The sequence below is a fragment of the Pseudarthrobacter sp. P1 genome, assembly GCF_050156935.1.
In the GTDB taxonomy this organism is placed as follows: Bacteria; Actinomycetota; Actinomycetes; order Actinomycetales; family Micrococcaceae; genus Specibacter.
On sequence record NZ_CP189587.1, the window covers coordinates 1 to 22,234 of the forward strand.

The following is a 22,234-nucleotide window of genomic DNA, read 5'->3' on the forward strand; positions in this document are numbered from 1 at the left end:
AAAGCTTTCCAAGGCACTCGGACGGCGCGAAAACGGCCGAACAAAAGTGGCGACTTTCCGGCACTCACTTTGTCTCGTAAACATGTCTTGCCGAAATTCGTCTCTCCTCGGTCTCTTCTAGCGGTTTTTGAGGCAGAATAGGCTTGTGAGACATCTCGGGTACACACGGGTCAGCACCAAGAGCCAAGACGCGCAGCTTCAGGTCGATGCGCTCGTCAAAGCAGGCGTCCAAGAGCGCGACATTTTCGCCGATGTCACTTCTGGCAGCCGGACCGCGATTTCGCGCCCGGGGATGAAGAAGCTCCTCGAGTACGCCAAGCCTGGCGATACCGTCGTCGTGTGGAGGGTCGATCGGCTCGGGCGGTCCCTTATCGACGTGTTGAACACGGTGAAGCTGCTTCGGGAGCGGGAAGTGCAGGTGAAGAGCATCTCGGACGGCATCGACCCATCGACGACGTCGGGCCGTCTGATGCTGAACATGCTCGCCACGCTTGCCGAATACGAACGCGAGCTGATCACTGAAAGAGTGAACGCTGGAATTACGGCCGCCCGAAAAGGCGGCACCCGGTTCGGCCGTCCCTTGTCAGATCCCGTCGTCGTCGCCGACAAGCTTAAGCTTGTCTCCGAAGCCAGGGCCAAGGGTCGGACCGCGGAGGACGCGGCGAAGCTCGTAGGGTGGAGTCGCGCGACGTTGTATCGCCACCAGCAGGCCCTCGCGGCGCGCGAGAGCACGACAGTGTAGGTGTCCAGTGGACGCGATCGAGCGATGGCGTGTTCTTCGGCTGCATGTCGAAGACCAGATCCCGATCGCTGTCCTGGCGAGGGAGACCGGTATTTCGGCCCGAACGTTGCACCGGTGGCACCAGCTCTACCGCAAGGGCGGCGACGCCGCCCTTGATCCTCGTCCCCGCGCCGACAAAGGTGTCCGGCGAACAGCCCCGGGACGGTGGCGTTCATCGAGCGGTTGGCACTGACCCGGCCGCGCCCAGCTCTTGCAACATTGCACCGCCTCGCCGTCGCCGACGCGCAGCAACGCGAGCTCCCGACGCCAAGCTACGCGGCCATTCGGCAGATCGTTCGCGCCCTCGATCCGGCCCTGGTCACTCTCGCCCTCGAAGGGCCGGTGTCGTATCGGGACAAACACGAGCTCGTGTTCCGTCGCCGCGCCGAACGACCCAACCAGACGTGGCAGTCCGACCACACCGAACTCGACATCCTCATCGTCGGTGCCAACGGGAAACCTGACCGACCCTGGCTGACCACCGTCATGGACGACTACTCCCGCTCCATCTGCGGGTACATGGTCTTCACCGGCGCCCCGTCAGCCCTGAACACGGCCCTCGCGTTGCGACAGGCGATCTGGCGCAAGACCGACCCTGCCTGGGCGATGTGCGGGATCCCCGACATCCTGCACGTGGACCACGGCTCCGACTTCATCAGCCACCACCTCGAGCGCACCGCAATCGCCCTGCACATCAGGATCATCCACTCCACCGTTGGCCGGCCCCAGGGCCGCGGGAAGGTCGAGCGGTTCTTCGGCACAGTAAACACCGAACTCCTCAGCATCCTCCCCGGGCACCTCGGACCCGGTGCGCGCTCACCCGCCCCTGTGCTTGATCTGCCAGGCCTTGATCGAGCGGTCCGCGACTTTATCGCCACCTACAACGACCGGCCCCACAGCGAGTTGGGGATGTCGCCGCGGGACGCGTGGGTCGCTGACGGTTGGCTGCCCCGGATGCCGGAGAGTCTTGAGGAACTCGACGGGCTGCTCCTGACTGTTCCCAAGAACCGGGTCGTGCAACGTGACGGCATTCACTTCCAAGGCCAGCGCTATCTCTCTCCAACTCTCGCTTCGTTCGTCGGGCACACCATCACCATCCGGTACGACCCTCGCGATATCTCCGAGATCCGCGTCTACGACCGGGATGCCTTTGTCTGCACCGCTATCGACGAGGCCCACCCGAACCTTCGCCTCAGTCTTCGGGACATCGAAACGGCACGCCGTGCCCGACGCAAGCAACTGCGCCGAGTCATCAACGATCGGATTCCGATGGTCGTCACCCGCGATGAAGCTCGCACCCCGGAACCGACAAAGCGGCGGCCAAAGCTTCGCACCTACGAAGAGGACGAGTGATGAATCAAGCATTCATCGTCACCAAGGAACACCGACGCTTCACCGAGTTCGCGAATGCCGTCCGGAAGGAAAAGACCATCGGGATCTGCCACGGCGCGGCTGGCGTTGGGAAAACGAATTCCGCCCGCCGCTACGCCAACTGGGATGCCCTTGAGCCCTACATCAACGAGTGGGGGCCGAGGGGAGATCACGACGCGAAGCACTACGCCCTCGCGAACCGATCCCGCACCGTCTTCTACACACCCGAAGTCCTCTGCCGACCCAAAGAACTCATGCACGACATCGAGCATTGGCAGTACAAAGTCGGGATCTGCGCCGACGAACACCTTAGCTCCCTCATGCCTGAGGCGAAGACGGTCAGGCGCAAGGATGTCACTCGGCTCGTTGAGCTCCTCATCGTCGATGAAGCCGAACGCCTCACTCCTACCGCCCTCGAACTCCTCCGAGACCAGCACGACCGCACTCATCTGGCAATGATCCTTATCGGCATGCCCGGCATAGACGAACGATTCCGCCACTACCCACAGCTCTACAGCCGACTCGGGTTCTCACACCGTTACCGCGCCCTCGGGCGAGAAGAGATCCTGTTCGTCCTAGACCGCCACTGGAAACGCCTTGGTAAAACCCTCGACCCAGAGGACTTCACCGACGCCCAAGCCATCGCCGCCATCGAAAGAATCACGCGCGGCAACTTTCGACTCCTCGAACGGCTCTTCCCCCAGATCAACCGGGTACTGAAGATCAACCAGCTCGACACCATCACCGACGACGTCGTTGAAGCTGCAGCAAGCATCCTGGTCATCGGCAATTAGCGACACCGAGCGATCACAGAACAACGCCACGGAGCCATCAAATCCACAATCTGGAAATTTTGAGTGCCGCTTGCGCCGTTGGAGGACCGGCTAACGGGCGCGGCTCGACAGCCGAAACCTGTCCCTTCGTCGTGGCATTGAGTTGTTCGTTGCCGCGTGCGGCAAGATGGCAGGATGCCTCTTGCCAATCTGCTCACTAGCCTCAGGGCACTTCCTGAATCAGGACCGCGAGACGAGTATCTGCGGTTCCTGAACTTAGCGGGGAACGCCGCGTTGCGTCGAGATGGCGGCCCGGAGCATGTCACGGGGTCCTGCTTCGTGTTTTCGCCTGCATTCGATCGTGTTCTCCTGTGTTTCCATCGCAAGGGGCAGTTCTGGGTGCAGTTCGGCGGTCACTTCGAGTCGAAGGACGCATCGGTGGCGGAAGCCGCACAGAGGGAGGCCCGCGAGGAGTCCGGAATTGGCGACCTTGTCCTACTTTCTCCCGCGATCGTGGATCTTGACCGGCACGATCTGCATGCGGGATTCTCATGTACCGCTCATTGGGATGTGGGGTTCGCTGCGGCCATCACCCCAGATGTCGAGATCTCCGTGAGTGATGAAAGCGAGGACGTCCGCTGGTTCCCGATCAACGAATTGCCAACTCAAGTGCCGGCAGGCTTCTGCGCGCGCTTGGAACGCGTCCGGCGCACGGCGATGTCACTGATTGGGACACGGATCGGCTAATGAACGGCAGTGGCTCTATGGGAGCCGACAAACCCGAGCTGCAGGTAGAACCGGTGGGGGCGAAACTGCAACGCGGGTTCCGTCGCGACGAGTTTGGTGGCGTCCGGAAATGGATCCCTCACCGGACATCTCTCACTCGTCCTTCTCAGCCTCCGCATGACTCTGCAATGAGGGGGTCGGCCCGCCCGTCTGCTCCGGCACGTCGCTTCGGGCTTGACCGTCCTGAACGAAAGTAATCCTAATTTGGCTCCCCGACTCAAGGACCGACCCTGCGTACGGATCTTGGGAGGTCACCCAGAACACCCCCGGCCACGTACGCGAACGGAGCCCCGGCCCGTCAGGGTCCCCGGCTGCGAGACCAAACCCAATGTTCGCCGCCATCTCTTGTGCAATATGCACAGGCTGCCCAACAAGATTGGGAACAGTCAGCATCTGACGTTCAACCATCTCGGCATCTCCTTTGAGCCTGAACAGCAAGACCGGTGAACCCGAACCTTTTGCCCACCAGAATACTGCCGTTGACCGGTGCGGCGCCGGGTAGAGGGTTCTCAATCGGGCGTGCGGTTGGCCCTCCCAGTACTGCAGTTAGACTAAATTGACGCTTACGAAATGGGGAAACTGTGAGTATGTCAACCGCTAAGGCACCGCTGGCCACCGGCCGAATTAACAAGCTAGCTATTGCAGCCGTGGTGCTGGCAGCCATCGCCGCTTCGGGTATTTGGTTCTTCGGCGTCGGGGTTCTTGCCGTTTTTGCTGTGGGAGCCGGACATGTCTCGTTGAATCAGATCAAGCTGAAAAATGAAAAGGGTCGCACTCTGGCGATAGTTGCCCTCGTTCTCGGCTATGGACTTGCAACTTGGGCACTGTTCAACACCCTGTCGTATATCCCAGCTGCACTCCAGCAGACGGCCGCCTAGACTCGGCGCGCCTAGCGCCCGGTAGAGGATCCCCAACGGGACACCTCTGGGGCGTCGCTAACGGGGGAAGCTGTGCTCGTTAACCGGTGCCTCCGCCGGAGTTCGTCCTACGGCGGAATCTGTACGCACGATTTCGTCGGTGCAATACTGCGTTGATGAACATCCTCGAGTGGTGGCCTCTGGTCGATGCGGAAACACGCGACTGGCTCATTGAGCACAACGGCGAGCCGCTGCCGCCGAATGTAATCGCCGGCATCATGGCGGTTACGGGCGGCACGACCGATTCGGAGTGGTGGGCTGGCGAATCAGCAGACGGTCCCCAGCTTTCCGACGAGGCTGTGGATTGGATCGAGGCTGTCGCCAACGACGAGGAGCCGACTCGCGGGTGAAATCTTCTGCCGCGTCCCGCTGCGGGTTCCCTTCCGGGCAGGGTGGGGGTGCAGAGGACTTCGAACTCTCAGTGCGGTCGAGTTCGAAAACGACAGATCCACGGTGAGCCATCTTTCCAAGACACGGGGAGGCCCCGCACGACGTCGATTCCTTCGATCCTCCACGACACGACCTCCGTATCTCGAAAAACTGTTGTATTCCAAGACAGTAGTTGGCGATGTTTCACCAACGGTCGGACCTGCAGCACTCACCTTTGCCTCGCATCCCGAGAAAGAGCGGCTAGCGAGCTGCCTCTGTTGTGCTGCGGAGTGGAAGGGCATGAGCACTCTGTTCTCCGTCTCGGTGCCGAACTCCTGACAAAAGAAGCCACAACCGGTTACCGCCAGAGTTCCCTAACAAGGCCATGATCTCCCGTCCGTGGGCGTAACAGCCGGGTTCTCCTAAAAGGTGGACAGCGTAAGGGGCCCAAGGCTGGTGCACGGCTGTACTGTGGGCTACTAAGGCGGTTCCTTAGGAATCCCGATATGCCCTTTTGGGGCAGGAGGCCACGATGAGTGGGTTGTTTTTGGCGGATGCCGGAATATCGGTTCCGGGAATTTATGTTGGGTGGGGAAGTTTCCTCATTCAATTCGGTAACCTGATCGTCATCGTCCTGATGATTGTTCTGTTCGCGGCAGCGTTGTTCCTTCCCTTTCCCCGCGGAAAAGACCGGAAATGACCGCCGACGGCGATTCCGGTACGGGGGTTGAAGCGGAGCCACGCTTCTCGACCTGGACGGGTAAAGCCCGCGGCTGGATACTCCACCGCCTTCCGCCGGACAAACTGCTACCGGAGGATCAGCCCAGCTACGTCGCGTCCTGGATCTACGTCTTCGGCATGGGCGCGATCGCAGCCTTGGTCTACATTATTGTCTCCGGTTGCGTTCTGGCCCTGAACGGCCCAGCCTGGTATCACGTTTCAGGGTTTGGTCACTTCATCAACAGCACCCATTTGTGGAGCGTTGAGCTGTTCTTCATGTTCATGGTGATCCACCTGTGGGGTAAGTACTGGATGGCGGCCTGGCGGGGCGGGCGCGTACTGACCTGGATCACCGGAATGATAGCGTTCGTTGTTTCCATCGTCACGGCGTTCACCGGCTACCTTCTCCAAACCAACTTCGACTCGCAGTGGATTGCCTTCCAGGCGAAGGACGCCCTGAATGCAGTGGGGGTGGGGGCCTGGTTCAATGTCGCCAACCTGGGTCAGATCCTGATGTGGCACATCACCCTTCTTCCCCTGGCGGTGGCAGGCGTCGTCGCCCTGCACGTCGTCCTGGTTCGGATGCACGGCGTGGTACCGCCGCTGGGCGCAGCCGCAACCGACGCGCAACTCCAGCAGGATCTTCCGGAAACCTCCGCGGTGGAGGGGAAACACCCATGAGCAACAAACCTGACCCGATGTCTTGGCGGAAGCGGGACGATATTGCCGGCCGGCCCTGGCGGGGCAGGGCGCGCGAATACGACCTGTTCAAGGAACTTACCGTCGGCCTCGTTGTCGTCGGGCTGCTCGTGCTGGGGCTCTCGGCTGTCCTTAGCTCCCCGGATGATCCCAGTGTCACCCTCAAATCGTGGGCGACAGCGGCGCCGGCGGATTTCGTCGCGACCGCGACGGCGGAACTGGGCGGCACCAGCGATACTGCCAATTACGGACCCCCGTATAACCCCACGCAGGACTCATCCCAAAGACTTGGTCCGATAGATCTGCAAACCTTCTCCGGGGTCCGCATTCCTATCGATACCGCAAACGATTTCGTCATCACCCCTTTGAAGTCACTACCCACACCCCCGACAGCGGTCCCCGAGTGGGCGGCCGGAACCGACCAGCAACACACGGACTGGACCGCGGCGTACACCGATGCCCTTTCGAAAGCTCCGGATAACGACCCCGCCAAAATTGCCAGCGGCGACTACGGGCCCGTCCCCGCGCTCACGGGGGCCCTGCTCACCATGGCCCAACAAGGAGCCCTCGACGGCGTGCTCCAGGCAAACGGCTCCTTCTACAGCACCGATTACACTCCCGCCATCTTGTTCCTCGGTGACGGAACCTATTTCCCCGGCCTAGCCGACACCGCTCACCTCACCGGTGACCAGTGGGGCATGATGAACGAAACCGGTAACTATCCAGGCCAATCCTGGCTCTGGCTGTTCTCCCTTCTGTATCAGGTGGAGCCGATCAAATCCTCACCCAACGCAGACATACTCGTCGTCTCCATCATGGTCTTTCTCACCCTCCTGCTGACCCTCGTCCCCTTCATCCCAGGACTGAGGTCACTGCCCCGCCGCATACCAATACACCGGCTGATCTGGAAGGACTACTACCGGCGACGATAAACCGCCAGTAAAGGGAAGCACAGACGGACGACTCCTCCACCGGCAGGAAAAGTCCGCAACGCCAGCCACACCACCCTCGAACCAGGCTGCCAAACACCGGAAGAAAGGCTTTGTCGCCGCCGGTTCGGTAAAGATTGAAGATGACGTGCGGGAGCTCCTGATGGTCCGAACGATGGTCCTAACGACCTAAGCAGCAAACGCCCGCAAGGGATGGGCTTGCGGACTGCAAGGCGACAAATAGCGCCGCGAAAAGACCGCCACTTATCGCTGAAAGTCACAGATTTCGGGGAATTCGACCCGGGCCTGATTCTCGATTCGGCACCCTCTCGAAATCCTTCGTTTGTGAGGGCTCTAGAGATCCGCCTCACGCCCGCGCGGGGATGCAGCCGGCTGCATCCTGATACGCGTGTCTTAGGCCCAGGTTCGGTGGGTGACGAACTAGTGCTGCTCCAGTGGGGCCGGGGCGACCTCCCAGACGCTCCCGTCTCGGAATAGCGGACACAAAAAAGGTCCCGTCCGGATGGTTCGGGACGGGACCTTTTGAAACCGCGGCCGACGGTCAGTACTTCCAGCACCATCCGTAGTTCCAGATGGTCACGGTCATACCAGCGCGCTGGCCAGTAACGTATGCGCGAGCCGCGCAAACTGTGATTAGCGCTAGGCAGCTGCTGTAGATGGCGGGGTTCCAGGCCAGCCCCGCGTTCCAGCAGAGTACTGATCCAGCCCACGGGGATTTAGCAGCCTTTTCAGTATCGTAGCGATCCAGCAAGACATCGTACTGACCGAATCCCCCTCCAGGACGTGTGCTCAACATGGGGACAGCACCGCCGATGGCTTTGGGTTGAGCGGTAGCGATTACGGAGGAGGCTACGGCGGTGCCCGCTGGGGCGGGCGTGGCGGAAGCGGGAGTTACGCTGGAGACCAACAGGATCGTGCACATTAGGAGTGCAACGATCATCTTCGAAAGTTGATAGAGCCCTTTGTGCTCCAGTTTGCGGAGCGTACGGAGTAGCATCATTGCAGTTCCTGGTTCTGTGGGTGTTTGAGTATTTATCGGGAACAGCAAGGCCTAGTCGTTCTAGCGGCTAGGCCTTACTTTTTTCGAGTCGCGACCTGGTTCCCAAGGGATCCACTACTAGCTTAGGTCATGACGAGCAATACAGGCAAGACATCGGAGTCCCATTGCTTTAAAAAGTGATGGCGCTGAGCGCGAGTCCTTGGCTTGAACTGCGCCCAGCGCTATCGCTGGCGTAATTTAGTTTGGTGTTGCGCTGGTAATCAGTGCAGCCGCTGTTGCAGGAGGCTTGTCTGCTCGAAGAGACGCTCCCTGTAGGCGTCGGCCATGGCCTGGACGGATTCCACGGATGTCAGTTGGGTGATTTTGTCATCAAGCGCTTCGCGCACTACCTCCGCTTTGGTTTTCCGCGTCAGATCGGAGACGATCTCAAGGGCCCTCGCCTGAGCCTTGGTTATGCGAAAGGAGGCCATGACAAGTTCTTGCGCGTCATCCATTTCGCGCCCAGGAAGTGGCTCCCGACGCTCTTTCGTTTTCTCAGGGGCACCGCCCGGCGGTCCATCCTGCGAAAGGTCGGCCACTGCATTATTTGCTTCAGCCATGGGGTCCATCTCCTTCCCTATGCCGCCGCTGTACTGGAACCGAGAGGTGTGTTGCGGCGCATGTGCTTCTCCTGTTGTGGCATCACTCCTTCGCTCGCAACGCGCACCAAAGAGTGAGACCGGTCGTGATGTCTATGAGTCAATACTACAGTCCTTATATTGCATGAGCAATACATTGAAATACTGAGACGTCGCCTGTAATATTGGTTAGTGATGAAACGCTAGCTTTGGAGGGTTTATGGACTCTTGTGTCGAATGCAAGGAACCCTCCCCCTGCGCGTGCCTGGTGCTCTATATAGACTGCCTCATCAGTCCTGATCCGCGGCCGTGGGTGGAATTTCAGACCATGGCCCTGATAAACGAGCTGCAAGAGATCGCACGCAACATCCGGGCGTCGTCCAATCAGCCGCTCCAAGAGCCTCCGGATTGGATCCGTGAGACTTAGCTCTCAGCGCTTCGCAGGTGGGCCTCAGTCGCGCTGTTCCTCGGTAGGCCAGCCGCTAGCGTCACGCAGCCTACGGGGCGGTGTATGAGGCAGAGGTCTCTACCGTTGTCCATGTCCCTCGCTGTTCCTGCGGCATGGTCCCGGAGGTCGGTAAGAACTTGACGTTCCCCGATGGGCAGCCCGTTGTTGGGGTCAATGATGATGTCGTGACGGAAGTGAGGAGTCTTGCGGAAGGACGGCCCGGGTGCAGAGGACTTCTGACGGTGCACACGAGTTCTGAAACTGACACCTCTAAGAATCGGCTTCGACGGTGCTAGGCTGTGTCAGAACTCGACTGCGAAATCTACGGGGACGGTGTTGGTCGAAACTCCGCGGACGACGGTTTTTGAATGAATGAGGGGGACTGATGTGGCTACGTTGCTTGGCTATGCCCGAGTAAGCACTACTGAGCAGTCGGTGGACCTGCAGTTGGATGCTTTGAACGCTGCCGGGTGCTTCCGGATTTGGACGGATTTTGCGTCGGGTGCGACGGCGGAACGGCCGCAGTGGCAGGACTGTCTGGATCATCTCCAGCGGGGGAACATTTTGGTGGTCAACGATTTGTCCCGGCTCGGGAGGAACACCGCCGACCTTGCCGGCATCGTGAAGACGCTGGCTGACAGGCAGGTTGGTCTCCGGTCGCTGACGGAGACCTGGCTGGACACGACCAACTCCCAGGGGTTGCTGATGTTCCACTTTTTCTCCGCTATCGCCGAGTATGAGCGGAACCGGCTGCGTGAACGGACGAAGGCCGGTCTTGCGGCGGCGAAGGCCCGCGGCCGCGTCGGTGGCCGGCCTACCAAGATGACGCCGGATAAGGCAGCTACCGCGCACCGGATGCGTGGTGAGAAGCGGACGATCCGCGACATTGCCAAGACCATCGAGGTCAGTGAGGCCACCGTCGTGCGCGAGCTTGCACGGCAGCGGAAGAGTCTGCAGGTACCGCAAGAGTAAGGGTGCGGCTGTTAATCCTCCCGGTGCCTTCGCTAGCGTGGAGACAAACGGAGGGGGAGCGGCGCACATGGCACCGAGGAAATCTAAGAACCACATTGAGGGCCAGATGAGTCTGGAGTCCCTGTGGGCCGAACCGGAAAGAGGTAATCAACGAACGAGCACGGCAGACACGCCATGGAAACCATGAAGAATCACGACCCGGAGAGCTTCGCGCAGATAGCGGACCCCGAGACACACTTTTCGACCTTGGGGGAGGAAATCCAGCAGGCAATCTGGGACCTCAGCGAACAGCTGACACCAACCAGGGGCTCGGAACCGCCGCTGGAGTACATCGGGCTGGCGAACATGGCCAAGCTCCGGGCACGCGGGATGGTGTATCAGGAGATGATCTACGACAGCCTTCCCGCGGAGCCGGAGGAGATGGAGCCGCTCTACGGGGCCCAGGAGGACGAGGAGAGCTAGAGGCAGAACCCCAGCCGGAGCCGGCAGCGGTTGCCGCGGTTGGACGGTTCCGCCCAGCATCCCAGGCTGACCTTGCGCCATCGGGTCAGAAAGCCCGCTTCGCAGCAAACGTCGAAGCTATCCGCATCGTCCGGGAGCTGGAGGACCAGCAGAGGCCGGCCACCGAGGCAGAGCAGCGTTCCCTGGCGCGGTGGTCCAGCTGGGGAGCGGTGCCCCAGCTGTTCGACAAGGCCGAATGGGCGGCCGAGCGCGCCCAGCTGCAGGACGTCCTGAGCGAGCGCGAGTTCGCTGCAGCGTCGCGGACCACGACGAACGCCTATTACACCGACGCTGCCCTGGTGAAGGAAATCTGGTCAGCCGTTGACCGGCTCGGCTTCACCAGGGGAGAGGTGCTGGAACCCGGATCGGGTGCGGGAACGTTTATTGGTTTCGCCCCGGAAGGCGCCCGGATGACCGGCGTGGAGCTTGATCCGCTGACCGCCTCAATTTCCCGGGGCCTGTACCCCGACGCGACGATCCGCGGCGAGTCCTTCGCGGACACCCCGATCAGGACCAACTCCTTTGACCTTGCCGTCGGCAACGTCCCGTTCAGCAAGAACGCGCTCTACGACAAGACCCACAATGCCGAATCCCGGCATTCCATGCACAACCACTTCATCCTCAAGAGCCTGGCCGCGGTGAAACCCGGTGGCTACGTCGCCGTGCTGACCTCCAGCTTCACCCTGGACGCAACCAACCCCACTTCGAGGCGGGAGATGAGTGCCATGGCGGATCTGGTGGGAGCCGTGCGCCTGCCCACCGGAGCCCACCGCCGTGCCGCGGGCACCGAAGCACTCACTGACCTGCTGCTGCTGCGCAAGCGCGAGCCGGGCCGGGAGCCCGCCAACACGGACTGGGAAAAGGTCGGCCCCGTCATCATTGACGGCCGCAATGTGAAGATCAACAGCTACTTTGACCTGAACCCGCAGAATGTCCTGGGGCAGATCACCGTCGGGAACGGCATGTACGGCGAGGACACCGTCAGCGTCAAAGCCGACGATCTCGCCGCCGTCCCGCAGCTGCTCGCCCGGCGGCTCGACGCCGTGGTGCAGGAAGCACTGGACCGCGGCCTGAACCACGCCCCGGCCGAACCGGCCCCGGGCAAAACCCCGGCGGCACTGCTGCCGTCCACCGGACAGGAATGGGACGGCACCATCACCGCCCAACAAGACGGAACCTTCACCGTTGCCCGTGCAGGGGAACAGATATCGTTCCCGGTACCCAAAGCGCATGCAGTCGAACTTCGTGACCTGCTGGGGCTGCGCGACGGTGCACGCGCCCTGTTGGAAATGGAAGCTTCCGACAGCGAAGACACCCCGGCGATGTCGGCTCACCGAACGGCCCTGGCTGAGCAGTACACGTCATATGCCGCTAAATATGGGCCGCTGAACCGTTTCACGGAATCTGTCCGCACGGACAAGGAAACGGGCGAGGACATCATCACCCGCCGTGTAGCACCTGCCGTGCGGATCCTGCGCCAGACGGACCCCTTCGGTACTCTGCCGCCGGCCCTGGAGAGGTTCAACGAGGAGACGAATACCGCGACACCGGCGGCTTTGCTTCAGCACCGGCAGGTGGTGGCCCGCAAACCGCTCATGGGCGCGGACACCGTTGACGAAGCCCTGGCCATCGCCCTGGACACCTACGGTGCCCCGGAGCTGGAACAGATCGCGGACCTGCTGGGCGTCACGGAAGAGGAAGCCCGCGAGCAGCTGGGCACGCTCGTGTTCGATGACCCGGAAACCGGCAAGCTCGTCACCGCCCCGGAATACCTGTCCGGGAACGTCCGGACCAAGCTCGAAGCTGCCCGCGCTGCGGCGGCCGGGGACGAGCGCTTGAGCGTGAACGTCACCGCGCTGGAGGAAGTCCAGCCGCCGCGGGTCGGCATGGAAGACGTCGAGGCGCGCATCGGTGCGGTCTGGATCTCCCCCGAGGAACACCAACGCTTCGTCCAGGACATCCTGGCCGATCCCAACGCCAGCGTGACCAGCGTCGGCAGCGGCATCTGGCGGGTCAAAGCCAACCGGGGAACGGTCCGTTCCACGAACGAGTGGGGAACGGGCCGCAGGCCCGCCCCGGACCTGCTGCAAAGCATCCTGGAACAAAAGAGCATTCAGGTCGAGGACAAGAACGAGGACGGCAAACCCGTCGCCAACCTCGAAGAAACCGAAGCAGCCCAGGAAAAGGCCGAGGCCCTGCAGGAACGTTTCGCCGAGTGGGTCTGGGAAGACCCCGAGCGTGCCAGCCGGCTCATTGACGAATATAACCGCCGCTTCAACTCCCTGGCCCTGCGCGACTACACCAAGGAAGGCGGCCGCCTGACCCTTCCGGGGCTGGCTAAAACCTTCACCCCGCACCCGCACCAGCGCACCGCCGTGGCGCGCATCATCTCCGAACCGGCCGTGGGCCTCTTCCACGAAGTCGGGGCCGGCAAGACCGCCGAAATGGTGATTGGAGCGATGGAACTCAAACGCCTGGGCATGGCCTCCAAGCCCATGGTTGTCGTCCCGAACCACATGCTGGAGCAGTTCACCCGCGAGTGGCTGGAACTGTACCCGCAGGCCCGCCTGCTCTCAGCCGGGTCCGATGACATCAAGACCAACAGCGGAGACCTGGCCGCGCGCCGGCAGTTCGTCGCCCGCGCCGCGGCGAACGACTGGGACGGCATCATCATGACCCAGCAGGCCTTCAAGAGCATCGGAGTGAAAGCCGAAACCATTGAGGCCTACCAGGAGTCGATCATCGCCGACGTCCGGCAGACCATCGTCAACGCCCAGGCCGAAGGCGAAGATCGGACCACGGTGAAGAAGCTTGAAACAAAGCTCCAGGCCGAAGAAGAACGCATGAAGAAGCTCATGGACACCGCGCCGGACCTTGGACTGACATTCGAGGACACCGGGGTGGACTACCTGTTCGTGGACGAAGCCCACGACTACAAAAACCTGCGCACGGTCACCAACATCAAGGGCGCAGAAATCGCGGGCTCCATCCGGGCCACCGACATGCACCTGAAGCTGGAATACCTGCGCAGCACCCACGGGGAACGCGTCGTTACGATGGCGACCGGCACACCGATTGCCAACTCCATCACCGAAGCCCACGTCATGCAGCGCTACCTGCGCCCGGACCTGCTCCAGGCTTCGGGCGTGGAGAACTTCGACGTCTGGGGAGCGACATTCGGGGAAACCGTCACCGCCATCGAGATGGACGCCGGAGGCCGGCTGAAGAACAAGCCGCGCTTCGCGAAATTCAAGAACGTCCCCGAGATGCTGCGGTCCTTCCACGTCTTCGCCGACGTGAAGCTCTCCGAAGACCTGACCTACCTCGAAAAGCCGGACCTCGCCCGCCGGCCCGGAGACGGGGAACGGCAGCCGGAACTGGTGCTGATCCCGCAACCGCCCGAACTGGCCGAATACATGAAGGGCCTCGCGGACCGGTTGGATTCCCTCTCCGGCTGGGCTGAGAAAGGCGCGGACAACGCCCTGAGTGTCTACAACGACGGCCGCAAAGCCGCCCTGGACCTGCGCATGGTCGGCATCGAACCCGAATCCGGGACGAAGCTGGACCACGTGGTCGCCAAGACCCTGAAAGTCTGGGAGGAGAACCGGGAGAACGAGTACGAAACCAGCTTCGAATCCGGGATCCCTTCGGCGAACAAGGGTGCGCTGCAGATCATCTTCTGCGACCTCAGCACACCATCCAAGAACACCGGTCCCGGCGGCAAACCGGTCTGGACCGCCTACCAGCAGATCAAGGACCAGCTCGTTGCCGGCGGCATCCAGGCAGAGCAGATCCGGTTCATCCAGGACGCGCCCAAGCCCGAGCAGAAAGCCCAGCTCTTCGCCCAATGCCGCACCGGCGAAGTAGCTGTGCTGATCGGCTCCACCGCCATGATGGGGACCGGCGCCAACGTCCAGCTCCGCGCCAAAGCGATCCACCACGTCACGTGTCCCTGGCGGCCAGCTGACCTGACCCAGCGCGACGGGCGCATCATCCGTCAACGGAACGCCAACGCGGAGGTCCACAACTTCCAGTACGCCACCGTCGGCAGCTACGACAGTGCCGCCTGGGATGGGATCCAGCGCAAGGCCACCATGATCCAGCAGGTCCTTCGCGGACGACTCGATATCCGCGAGATCGAGGACGTTGGAGACCTTGCCCTCAACGCCGCACAGATCAAGGCAGCGACCAGCGGCAACCCGCTGGTGATGGAGAAGATCGAGGCCGACGCCGCCCGGACCAAACTCGAACGGCTCAAACGAGCCCACGAGAAAGGACAGAGCACCCTCTCCTGGACACGGGCCGCCGCCGAAACCAGCATCACCAAAGCCGAAAGCAAGCTGCCCGCATTGCAGGCCGCTCTCCCGCGCATCACCCCGACGGCCGGGGATGCCTTCACCGCGACCATCGACGGCAAGAGCTACACCAAACGTCCGGAGGCCGTCACGGCTATATCTGAATGGGTCCGTACCCACACACCGGAGTACGGAAATTACTACCGCCAAAAACAGGACCACGGCACGATGGCCACCCTCGGCGGCCACGAGCTGCAGGTCCGAAACGCGGCCGACGACTCCCGGCTCGGCTCTTACCAGGACCTCGCTGTCACCCTCAAAGACGTGCCGGCACCACCGCTTGTCTTTACCCGACTGGAGCTGTTGGAAGGAAGTGCCGGGATCATCACCCGGCTGGAAAACAAAGTAGCGGGGCTTCCCGATTACGAAGCCCAGCTGCGCCAAACCATCACGGACAAACAGGCGGTGCTTGCCGACGTCGAGAGCCAGGCCGGGAAACCCTTCAAGTACGAGGCCAAACTTGTCACCGCCCGCGCGAAGTGCGCGGAACTGGACGGGAAGCTCAGGGCCTCCATTGAGCCACCGAAGCAGAACTCCGCCGACGCGCCTGACGTTGCGGATGTCGTCGATCCTGCACTGGCAAGCTTTAGAAAGTTTCACGACGCCAGCTTCCCTACAGGCCCCAGCCCCAGCCGGCCATCGCCGGCGTCAACCCAGGCGCCTTCAACCAGACATCCACACCACGAGAGAAGCGGAGGGTTGGAACGATAGATCATCCGTCCGTCAAGAGCTGGGCTGGAATGACTCCGGAAGCTCCACGGCGGCCGGATCCCTCTGCCGCGGACATCGCGCCAGGGACGAACTGCAACACCGGAACGAGGTGGACTGAGAATGCCGAAACGGACAGAGGACGTGACCGAGGAACCTGCGTCGACGACGGTACCGGTGTTCCCCAGGATGCTGACCCTGGAACAAGTTCAGGAGGTCCTGAACGTCAAAAGTGCACTGGTCTATTCGCTCGTTCGCAGCGGTGAGCTCCCCGCCGGGCAGTTCGGTGGACGGGGTGTGTGGAGGGTCCGGGAAAGTGACCTCGCGGCGTACATCGAGGCCGCGTTCGCGAAGACCGCAGAGCGCATCGCGGCCGGTCAGATCAAGGATGACGACGTCACCGCGGAAGACTAAAAGAACACGGTTACGACGAAGGCCGGCACCTCGAAAAGGTGCCGGCCTTCACCGTATCTGCCCACCGGAGCCGCATCTGGTCTATGGCTGAAAAGAGCCAGCCACAGCGCTCTGCCGACGTCGGAAGCGGCATGTCTTGGACCATGGGAAACGTTGCCGTTGGTGACCGGCCAGTTTCCAGGCTGTGCATGGCCGCCGGTCTCGCTGGTGAGGTGCGAGGCAGAGGTTCCCTGGCGGTTGTGTGCAGCCGATCAGCTGGGTCCCGTCGTCCCCATGTGTGCGGGAAAAGCAGCGGAGCGATTGGGCTTTTGCCGTGCCCATGGGGGCGAGGGGCTACTACTCAGGTCCGTCGGCAACCGGAACGGACTCCTGCGTGGTTTTCCGGCCACGCGGACGCCCGCCGGCCTTCTTGGCCGGAGCGTCCAGACCGAAGCCCCGCAGGTCCGATTCGGTCCAGTCTGCGCGCAACGCTGCCTGATAGTCCTTGGCATACTTCTGCTCAGCTGCGGCAAGCAGCTGGGCGGCCTCCTGAACCTCAACTCCGCTGGCGGCGGCCCTCTTGACGGCGTTCACTTTGGTGTCCCTGGCGGCGTCGATCTTCGCGGCGGCTTTAGCGGCAATGTCGTTGATATCCATACCCAAACCCTATCGGGCACGACCGACACCCCCAAAGCAGGTTTTCGGTGATCAAGCGCGAAAGGCGAAAAACCCTCAAAGAAGACCGTCCGGAGCAAGCTGGTAACTTAGCACGGCTAAGCTGGCTCGATCCTCGACTTGTTGTCTCGGATGCGGCACACTTGTCAGTGTGGTCCCTGGGTTTCCGGGGTCGCTGCGCTGGCAAATTCGAAGGGCGGGACAAGTGACTGAAGGCAACGGCTTCGCCGGTTGGAAGTCCCGCCGCCGCCGGGCCAACGTCGACGGCGGCCGGATGCACCGTCACGAGGTCAAGGTCAGCCCGGAAGAAGAAGCCCAGCTCCTCGCCCTGGCGGCGAAGCATCGCGTGACTATCCCGCGGCTTTTGATCGAGGCGGCTCTCAGCGAGGGCACAGGGAATCCGTCGGAGCGGCGGGATCAGTTCATGCAGCTCTCTACGCTGCAGCGCCTCGTCGGGACCGTGGCAAACAACATCAACCAGATCGCACGCCACGCGAATGCGACCGGGGAAGTGCCGGCAGAAGCTGCCGCCTCCATCGCCCACGCACGGGCGGTCATCATCCGGATCGACCGGCAGCTCGCCGACATGGCCGGACGGTAGTTTCTCCGTGATTCCGAACATTACCCAGGGCGACCGCATGGCGGGTCTGATGATCTACCTCGCGGGCCCGGGGCGGGCAAACGAGCACGAAGAACCGCACCTCGTTGCGGGCGATTCGGCGCTCATGGCCTGGCACGACGACAACGAGCTGAACCGCGATGCTGCCCTGGATATCGCCAACGCACTCGACCGGGCCAAGCAGTTTTTCGAAACCGAAGTAGACGGCGGACACGTCTTCCACTGCTCGCTGAGTTTGGCCGCAGAAGAAGGCCAGCTCAGCGACGAGCGATGGGCCGCCATCGCAAACGACTTCATGAAGGAAATGGACTTCACCGAGGACGGCGGAAAAGCCCCCGCCCGGTGGGTCGCCGTCCGTCACGGACTGAGCAAGAACGGCAACGACCACATCCACATCGTGGCCAGCATGGTCCGGGACGACGGCACCAAATGGAACGGCTGGAAAAGCAAGTACAAGTCCCAGCAGGCGGCCAGGACACTGGAGAAGAAGTACGGACTGAACGCTGTCGGGACCCTGCGTGCCGAGCGCGGATTCACCCCGGCTGAACAGTCCAAAGCCATCCGCCAGGGACTGCCGGAAGTCGAGCGCCACAGCCTCGCCCGCAAGGTGCGCGTCTGCGCCGGAGCATCGACAGATGAGGCAGAGTTTGTCCGCCGGGCACGCCAGGAGGGCATGCTCGTGCGCCCCCGCTACGCGGCCGGCCGTACCGACGTCGTGACCGGCTACTCCGTGGCTGAACGCCCCCGCAAGGGAGAGCGCGCCGTGTGGTTCGGCGGCAACTCTTTGGGACGTGACCTGGCGTTGCCCAAGCTTCGGGCTGAGTGGGAGAGCACCCCGGAGTCAGCGGCTTCCGCTGTCTCGGAATGGAACGCTGCGGCGCGCAACCGCCGGCCGGTAAGCCCCGGCCGGGAGGCGCTGCAGCCCTCGGCTGAGCTCTGGAGCAAGTACGCCAATGAGGTCAGTTCCCTCCGGGAGAAACTGGCCACCACCCCGCACGATGATCATGCTGCCTGGGCGCAGGCAGCCCGCGAGACATCGGCGGCGTTCGGTGCATGGTCCAAGCGGATCGAACCGACGCCGGGACCGCTGGCAGACGCCGCCAGAGAACTCGCCAAGTCCGCTCAGCTGCGCCGATACCCGGCACGCCCGGCAGTGTCCTTGCCATCGGCACGGGGGGCGACCATGATCCTCCTGGCGGCGACGTCCAAGAGTGACCGCGCCGCCTACGCCCTCATGTTCCGGCAGCTCGCCCAGACGGCCCGGGCCATCCACGACATGCACAAGGCCACCGACGATCTGCGCCGCGTCCGGGGACTTGCGACAGCTGTCCGGGCGGCCAGCAAGGTTGTCGAAGCCAGCGCCACCGCACAGACACTCAAGGCACAGCCGATGTCGATGGAGTCGCTGCGCCAACAGCACCCGGAAGCGTCCGAGGAAGCCCTTAAATCAAGGCTCCTGGTCGAACGTTCACAAGGCGGATCACCGCTGCCTCCCGTTCTGACCCGACCGGATGCAGCGCAGCTGCAGGGAGCGCAGTCACGGACCGAAGAGACCCACCGGCAGAACAATCCAGGCATCGAGCGATAGGGGAAGAGCATGAGCGAAGCAGACGGAATCGAAGATGCAGTGGACGGGGCGATGCGTACCGGGCTGATGGTTGCCAGCCGCATCGGCGAGCAGCTTGCCAAAATGCGCGAACAGGAACAGCGCACCATCGTCGCAGCAGAGGAACAACGGGCGCGGGAGCTGCAGGAACGCTTCGACGCCCAGCGCGCTGCCGCCCGGGCCCAGCTGGCGCCGGTCGGCCGCGAGGACTGGTGGGACAAAGCCACCCCCGAAATGATCGAACGGGTTCACGAGACAGCCACGGCATGGAAGGCCTACGACCCCGAAGCCGTCCAGGCAGCCGGGAATATCAGCGAACAGCTCCAGAGCCGTTACGGCATCGACGTGAACAACACCGGCGCCGACGAAGCATCCGTTTCCGAAGCCCTCACCCGGGCACAGCAGGCCCGCTCCGAAGCCGAAAGTGAACGGACCAAAGCATCGGCCGCGCGCACCGATGAGGTAGTGGCCGGCGCAGCCGTTGGCGGCGCCAACCGAAAGGACAGGGCCGCTGGGAAAGCGCAGGCAGAACCTGCCTACGATTCCCCTGAGCGACGTGAGCAGCTTGCCGAAAGCCTCGAAGGTAACGGAGACCGCGAGGCGGTCAATTCCCGTCTTCTGGCGGACAAACATCAAGGCGCGCCGGCGACGGCGGCCGTGGTGCAAAGACCCTCGCTGTCCAAGACAACGAAGATGGCCAAGCAGAGCGGCAAGGGCCAAGCGCTGGAGCGCGGGGGACTAGAGCGCTGAGGGTCGAAGACAGGAAAATCAGGGGGCGCGTCGTGGGCGCCCGCTCATTTCTTCAGGTGGCCGTCTTTGAAAACCTAAGAAGACCGTGTCAAACCAACCGCAGTTGCGGCCGACGGTCGCTTTGACCCAGCAACATGCGCACCCGGGCGGGCTTGCACGAAAGCTCTTGGGCGAGAGCGGTCAGCGATAGTCCGTTTGACTCTGCAACTTCGAATGCTTTTTGGAGCAGTGCCGGTATCTCACCGGGGTAGCCATCAACTGACTCGAGGTTGAATAGACTGACTTTTCTCAGCTGATTCAACCTTTGGAAAGCTCGTCTATAGGCTGCCTCTGAGACTGTCCCTAGCTCATGGCAGCGATATATAAGAGACTCAATCGAGACTCCCCACTCCTTGCTGAGCCGATCCAGGGCATGAAGGTCTAATCGGTTCGGTAGCAGGGGAGTAATTGATTCTGCGGGCGTCAAGAGTTCAGCCGCGAACTGGTCAGCCTCCTTCTCAATCTGCGGATCTCCTGGGGCCGCGTCAGGGTGCATGATTAGGTGGCCCAACTCGTGAGCCGCAGTGAACCTGTGCCTGTTGACGTCCTGGGCTCTGTCGGGTGTCAGCACTACGACCGGCCGTGGCAAGCGGGACGTGGAAAAGGCATCTACCGTTGGTGTTGCGGAGCCAGCGAAAGGCGAAAGGGTCACGACCACGCCGTGTTGTTCCATGACCCTCACCATGCGCGGAATCTTGCCTAATCCCAGGTCCCACTCGGCCCGAAGCATTTGTGCAGCACGCGCAGGTTCAGCGGCTTGAACCAGGGGAGTGACTTCACCAGCGCTAAATCCGGGTAAACGAACTGGTGGCAGTTGCACGCGCTTTTCCAGCGCGTAGGTCAACTCCCAGACTTGCTCAGTGAATGCGATCGCTTTCGCTCGCTGATGAGCGGGGGTTCGACGGAGGCTGCGAAAATGGGCGTCGGATTCGCTGAGGCGTGCGTAGGGACGTCCGGCAGCAAAAAACGGAATCGGAACGTCTAGGGCTTCACACAGCTTCTGTACGTGGTCTGGACGCGGCAGGTTGGTCCCTGCTTCCCAATGACCCAGAGCCACGGCGGAGACACCAATTTGCTTGGCAACCGCACTCTTGGTCAAGCCGGCCAGGCGCCGTGCCTGGACCAGTCGTCCTGGATCAAAGGCCGCCGCGATTTCGACAGCACTTTGAGTGCCGGCCGACTCGCCGTGGCCTATCACGCTGAGACGCGACATTATTGTTCTGCCTCATTTCCCGCTGACTGCGGTTTCCGTTCTGATTCGCTGATAGGAGCTACAAGTCCGGGGGACCGCGGCGTCAGGCCGAAGTCGTCCTCGTCCTCGCCGCTGTCGAACCGGTTGGAATCAGCGGCGCTGCGAGTGGCCGCCACAGCGCGCAGCGGAATATCCCGCATGGGGTAGAGAGCCGGGCTCTCGACCAGGGATTCCCAGTGCGTCCAGTGAACTTTGCCTGTGGTTTCGTCGTCCAGTTCAAGGTCCCCCCAGCCGATTCCCCACACGCCAACGGTTGGGTTGCTGGCATATCCCACCACGACGATGCGGCCGAACTTCCTGAGCTGCTTGTCGATTTCTTCCAGCTCATCGAGGCTGCCGGTCAGCGTTGCATCGTCTTCAAAGGCATGCTCGATGGTGAGCTGGCGAGGCGCGGCCGAGGAATTAAGACCCAGCAGGGATTTGCGCAGATCTGAAACCGGTGACGGGAGCCGGCTGTCCTCACGTCTTTCTTTGGGGTCTGTCGTATACCGAAGCGGGAGGATGGCGACGTTCGTTTCCGGAACCACGGCCAGCTCAAACCGCATTCCTTGTGGCCGCCGTGTCGTCACGCCAGGTACGTCGCGAACGTGCTCGACGAGCAACTCATACTGCTTGACTTTTAGGGTGTGGCCATAAGTGTCATTCGAGGTCATCTCCGCCGATACGTGGGCAGTCAGAGCTGTAGCGTGAGCGGCTCGTAAGGCGCCAGGGACGAGAGTAGCCAACTCTTCCGCTGCGTCACCAAACGCTGTCTGAGCCCACTGGCTGACTTTCAAATCTTCCATACCCGTCAACGCCCCAATTCATTTAAGCACCAAGGAAACAATCTGAGCTTTACTTTAGCGCATGAATAGGACATTTGGTCATCCTGCTGGATTCTTCCTCTGGTCCCGGCGGGTTATGCGCCAGAAGGCGTGAGGACCGCGCGGTGAT

The 22,234-nt window shown here is 62.0% G+C and carries 20 protein-coding genes and 1 pseudogene; 16 read left to right on the forward strand and 5 right to left on the reverse strand.

Annotation, left to right across the window (positions count from 1 at the left end; all coding sequences use genetic code 11):
* The first annotated feature begins 145 nt into the window (after positions 1–145).
* The 4 genes and pseudogenes from ACQCSX_RS22590 to ACQCSX_RS22605 all read left to right on the forward strand — a co-directional run bounded on the left by ACQCSX_RS22590 (position 146) and on the right by ACQCSX_RS22605 (position 3,672).
* Entirely contained in the window at positions 146–742 is a 597-nt protein-coding gene (locus ACQCSX_RS22590) for a recombinase family protein (protein ID WP_427019442.1), read from the forward strand.
* 7 nt (positions 743–749) lie between these two features.
* Positions 750–2,134, forward strand: a pseudogene (locus tag ACQCSX_RS22595) (Mu transposase C-terminal domain-containing protein).
* The gene (locus tag ACQCSX_RS22600) at positions 2,134–2,946 is read left to right on the forward strand and encodes an AAA family ATPase (RefSeq protein WP_427019200.1); all 813 of its coding nucleotides are present in this window, start codon (positions 2,134–2,136) and stop codon (positions 2,944–2,946) included. Before ACQCSX_RS22595 ends, ACQCSX_RS22600 begins: the two are co-directional and overlap by 1 nt.
* Positions 2,947–3,120: 174 nt before the next feature.
* Positions 3,121–3,672 carry an NUDIX hydrolase gene (locus tag ACQCSX_RS22605; RefSeq protein ID WP_427019199.1) on the forward strand — a complete coding sequence of 184 codons (552 nt, stop codon included), beginning with the start codon at positions 3,121–3,123 and terminating at the stop codon, positions 3,670–3,672.
* A gap of 132 nt (positions 3,673–3,804) precedes the next feature.
* Here the strand turns inward: ACQCSX_RS22605 and ACQCSX_RS22610 are convergent, their stop codons facing one another.
* Positions 3,805–4,119 (reverse strand): PASTA domain-containing protein, encoded by a 315-nt coding sequence (locus tag ACQCSX_RS22610; protein WP_427019443.1) that lies wholly within the window; start codon positions 4,117–4,119, stop codon positions 3,805–3,807.
* Between the two features lie 179 nt (positions 4,120–4,298).
* Here ACQCSX_RS22610 and ACQCSX_RS22615 point away from each other — a divergent pair, with 179 nt between their 5' ends.
* The 5 genes from ACQCSX_RS22615 to ACQCSX_RS22635 all read left to right on the forward strand — a co-directional run bounded on the left by ACQCSX_RS22615 (position 4,299) and on the right by ACQCSX_RS22635 (position 7,348).
* The gene (locus tag ACQCSX_RS22615; protein WP_427019198.1) at positions 4,299–4,589 is read left to right on the forward strand and encodes a DUF4190 domain-containing protein; all 291 of its coding nucleotides are present in this window, start codon (positions 4,299–4,301) and stop codon (positions 4,587–4,589) included.
* 155 nt (positions 4,590–4,744) lie between these two features.
* Positions 4,745–4,978 carry a hypothetical protein gene (locus ACQCSX_RS22620; protein WP_427019197.1) on the forward strand — a complete coding sequence of 78 codons (234 nt, stop codon included), beginning with the start codon at positions 4,745–4,747 and terminating at the stop codon, positions 4,976–4,978.
* Between the two features lie 551 nt (positions 4,979–5,529).
* Entirely contained in the window at positions 5,530–5,697 is a 168-nt protein-coding gene (locus tag ACQCSX_RS22625) for a hypothetical protein (RefSeq protein ID WP_427019444.1), read from the forward strand.
* On the forward strand, positions 5,694–6,398 hold the full coding sequence (locus ACQCSX_RS22630; RefSeq protein ID WP_427019445.1) for a cytochrome b N-terminal domain-containing protein: 705 nt from the start codon (positions 5,694–5,696) through the stop codon (positions 6,396–6,398). The genes ACQCSX_RS22625 and ACQCSX_RS22630 overlap by 4 nt, the downstream gene beginning before the upstream one ends.
* Positions 6,395–7,348 (forward strand): hypothetical protein, encoded by a 954-nt coding sequence (locus ACQCSX_RS22635; RefSeq protein WP_427019446.1) that lies wholly within the window; start codon positions 6,395–6,397, stop codon positions 7,346–7,348. Before ACQCSX_RS22630 ends, ACQCSX_RS22635 begins: the two co-directional genes overlap by 4 nt.
* A 1,278-nt stretch (positions 7,349–8,626) precedes the next feature.
* On the opposite strand, the gene ACQCSX_RS22640 is transcribed toward ACQCSX_RS22635, so the two are convergent.
* Positions 8,627–8,965 (reverse strand): hypothetical protein, encoded by a 339-nt coding sequence (locus ACQCSX_RS22640; RefSeq protein ID WP_427019447.1) that lies wholly within the window; start codon positions 8,963–8,965, stop codon positions 8,627–8,629.
* An 853-nt stretch (positions 8,966–9,818) separates the two neighbouring features.
* Here ACQCSX_RS22640 and ACQCSX_RS22645 point away from each other — a divergent pair.
* The 4 genes from ACQCSX_RS22645 (at position 9,819) to ACQCSX_RS22660 (ending at position 16,381) form a co-directional block, all read left to right on the forward strand.
* Positions 9,819–10,403: a recombinase family protein gene (locus ACQCSX_RS22645; RefSeq protein ID WP_427019448.1), complete on the forward strand. Its 585-nt coding sequence runs from the start codon at positions 9,819–9,821 to the stop codon at positions 10,401–10,403.
* Between the two features lie 183 nt (positions 10,404–10,586).
* Positions 10,587–10,865, forward strand: coding sequence for a hypothetical protein (locus ACQCSX_RS22650; protein WP_427019449.1), 279 nt, complete (start codon positions 10,587–10,589; stop codon positions 10,863–10,865).
* A 209-nt stretch (positions 10,866–11,074) separates the two neighbouring features.
* Positions 11,075–15,970 carry a helicase gene (locus ACQCSX_RS22655; protein ID WP_427019450.1) on the forward strand — a complete coding sequence of 1,632 codons (4,896 nt, stop codon included), beginning with the start codon at positions 11,075–11,077 and terminating at the stop codon, positions 15,968–15,970.
* Between the two features lie 141 nt (positions 15,971–16,111).
* The gene (locus ACQCSX_RS22660; RefSeq protein ID WP_427019451.1) at positions 16,112–16,381 is read left to right on the forward strand and encodes a helix-turn-helix domain-containing protein; all 270 of its coding nucleotides are present in this window, start codon (positions 16,112–16,114) and stop codon (positions 16,379–16,381) included.
* A gap of 336 nt (positions 16,382–16,717) precedes the next feature.
* Here ACQCSX_RS22660 and ACQCSX_RS22665 read toward each other — a convergent pair whose 3' ends face one another.
* Positions 16,718–17,017 (reverse strand): hypothetical protein, encoded by a 300-nt coding sequence (locus ACQCSX_RS22665; RefSeq protein WP_427019452.1) that lies wholly within the window; start codon positions 17,015–17,017, stop codon positions 16,718–16,720.
* Between the two features lie 223 nt (positions 17,018–17,240).
* Between ACQCSX_RS22665 and mobC the strand changes: the two genes are divergently transcribed.
* From mobC to ACQCSX_RS22680, 3 genes are read left to right on the forward strand one after another with little or no spacing between them, the layout of a single operon-like run.
* Positions 17,241–17,636, forward strand: coding sequence for a plasmid mobilization relaxosome protein MobC (gene mobC / locus ACQCSX_RS22670; RefSeq protein WP_427019453.1), 396 nt, complete (start codon positions 17,241–17,243; stop codon positions 17,634–17,636).
* A gap of 7 nt (positions 17,637–17,643) precedes the next feature.
* Positions 17,644–19,242 (forward strand): relaxase/mobilization nuclease domain-containing protein, encoded by a 1,599-nt coding sequence (locus ACQCSX_RS22675; protein ID WP_427019454.1) that lies wholly within the window; start codon positions 17,644–17,646, stop codon positions 19,240–19,242.
* Positions 19,243–19,251: 9 nt separating this feature from the next.
* On the forward strand, positions 19,252–20,010 hold the full coding sequence (locus ACQCSX_RS22680; RefSeq protein ID WP_427019455.1) for a hypothetical protein: 759 nt from the start codon (positions 19,252–19,254) through the stop codon (positions 20,008–20,010).
* An 88-nt stretch (positions 20,011–20,098) separates the two neighbouring features.
* On the opposite strand, the gene ACQCSX_RS22685 is transcribed toward ACQCSX_RS22680, so the two are convergent.
* Together ACQCSX_RS22685 and ACQCSX_RS22690 are read right to left on the reverse strand one after the other, a co-directional pair.
* Complete coding sequence (locus tag ACQCSX_RS22685; protein WP_427019456.1) at positions 20,099–21,262, reverse strand: ImmA/IrrE family metallo-endopeptidase; 1,164 nt, start codon at positions 21,260–21,262, stop codon at positions 20,099–20,101.
* Positions 21,262–21,954 (reverse strand): hypothetical protein, encoded by a 693-nt coding sequence (locus ACQCSX_RS22690; protein WP_427019457.1) that lies wholly within the window; start codon positions 21,952–21,954, stop codon positions 21,262–21,264. The genes ACQCSX_RS22685 and ACQCSX_RS22690 overlap by 1 nt, the downstream gene beginning before the upstream one ends.
* Positions 21,955–22,234 lie beyond the last annotated feature (280 nt).

What these genes read in the sequence shown, in the direction of transcription:
- ACQCSX_RS22600 (WP_427019200.1), top strand. Translation starts at nt 2,134, where the DNA reads ATGAATCAAGCATTCATCGTCACCAAGGAACACCGACGCTTCACCGAG.
- ACQCSX_RS22605 (WP_427019199.1), top strand. Translation starts at nt 3,121, where the DNA reads ATGCCTCTTGCCAATCTGCTCACTAGCCTCAGGGCACTTCCTGAATCA.
- ACQCSX_RS22610 (WP_427019443.1), bottom strand. Translation starts at nt 4,119, where the DNA reads ATGGTTGAACGTCAGATGCTGACTGTTCCCAATCTTGTTGGGCAGCCT.
- ACQCSX_RS22615 (WP_427019198.1), top strand. Translation starts at nt 4,299, where the DNA reads ATGTCAACCGCTAAGGCACCGCTGGCCACCGGCCGAATTAACAAGCTA.
- ACQCSX_RS22620 (WP_427019197.1), top strand. Translation starts at nt 4,745, where the DNA reads ATGAACATCCTCGAGTGGTGGCCTCTGGTCGATGCGGAAACACGCGAC.
- ACQCSX_RS22625 (WP_427019444.1), top strand. Translation starts at nt 5,530, where the DNA reads ATGAGTGGGTTGTTTTTGGCGGATGCCGGAATATCGGTTCCGGGAATT.
- ACQCSX_RS22630 (WP_427019445.1), top strand. Translation starts at nt 5,694, where the DNA reads ATGACCGCCGACGGCGATTCCGGTACGGGGGTTGAAGCGGAGCCACGC.
- ACQCSX_RS22635 (WP_427019446.1), top strand. Translation starts at nt 6,395, where the DNA reads ATGAGCAACAAACCTGACCCGATGTCTTGGCGGAAGCGGGACGATATT.
- ACQCSX_RS22640 (WP_427019447.1), bottom strand. Translation starts at nt 8,965, where the DNA reads ATGGCTGAAGCAAATAATGCAGTGGCCGACCTTTCGCAGGATGGACCG.
- ACQCSX_RS22650 (WP_427019449.1), top strand. Translation starts at nt 10,587, where the DNA reads ATGAAGAATCACGACCCGGAGAGCTTCGCGCAGATAGCGGACCCCGAG.
- ACQCSX_RS22665 (WP_427019452.1), bottom strand. Translation starts at nt 17,017, where the DNA reads ATGGATATCAACGACATTGCCGCTAAAGCCGCCGCGAAGATCGACGCC.
- ACQCSX_RS22680 (WP_427019455.1), top strand. Translation starts at nt 19,252, where the DNA reads ATGAGCGAAGCAGACGGAATCGAAGATGCAGTGGACGGGGCGATGCGT.
- ACQCSX_RS22685 (WP_427019456.1), bottom strand. Translation starts at nt 21,262, where the DNA reads ATGTCGCGTCTCAGCGTGATAGGCCACGGCGAGTCGGCCGGCACTCAA.
- ACQCSX_RS22690 (WP_427019457.1), bottom strand. Translation starts at nt 21,954, where the DNA reads ATGACCTCGAATGACACTTATGGCCACACCCTAAAAGTCAAGCAGTAT.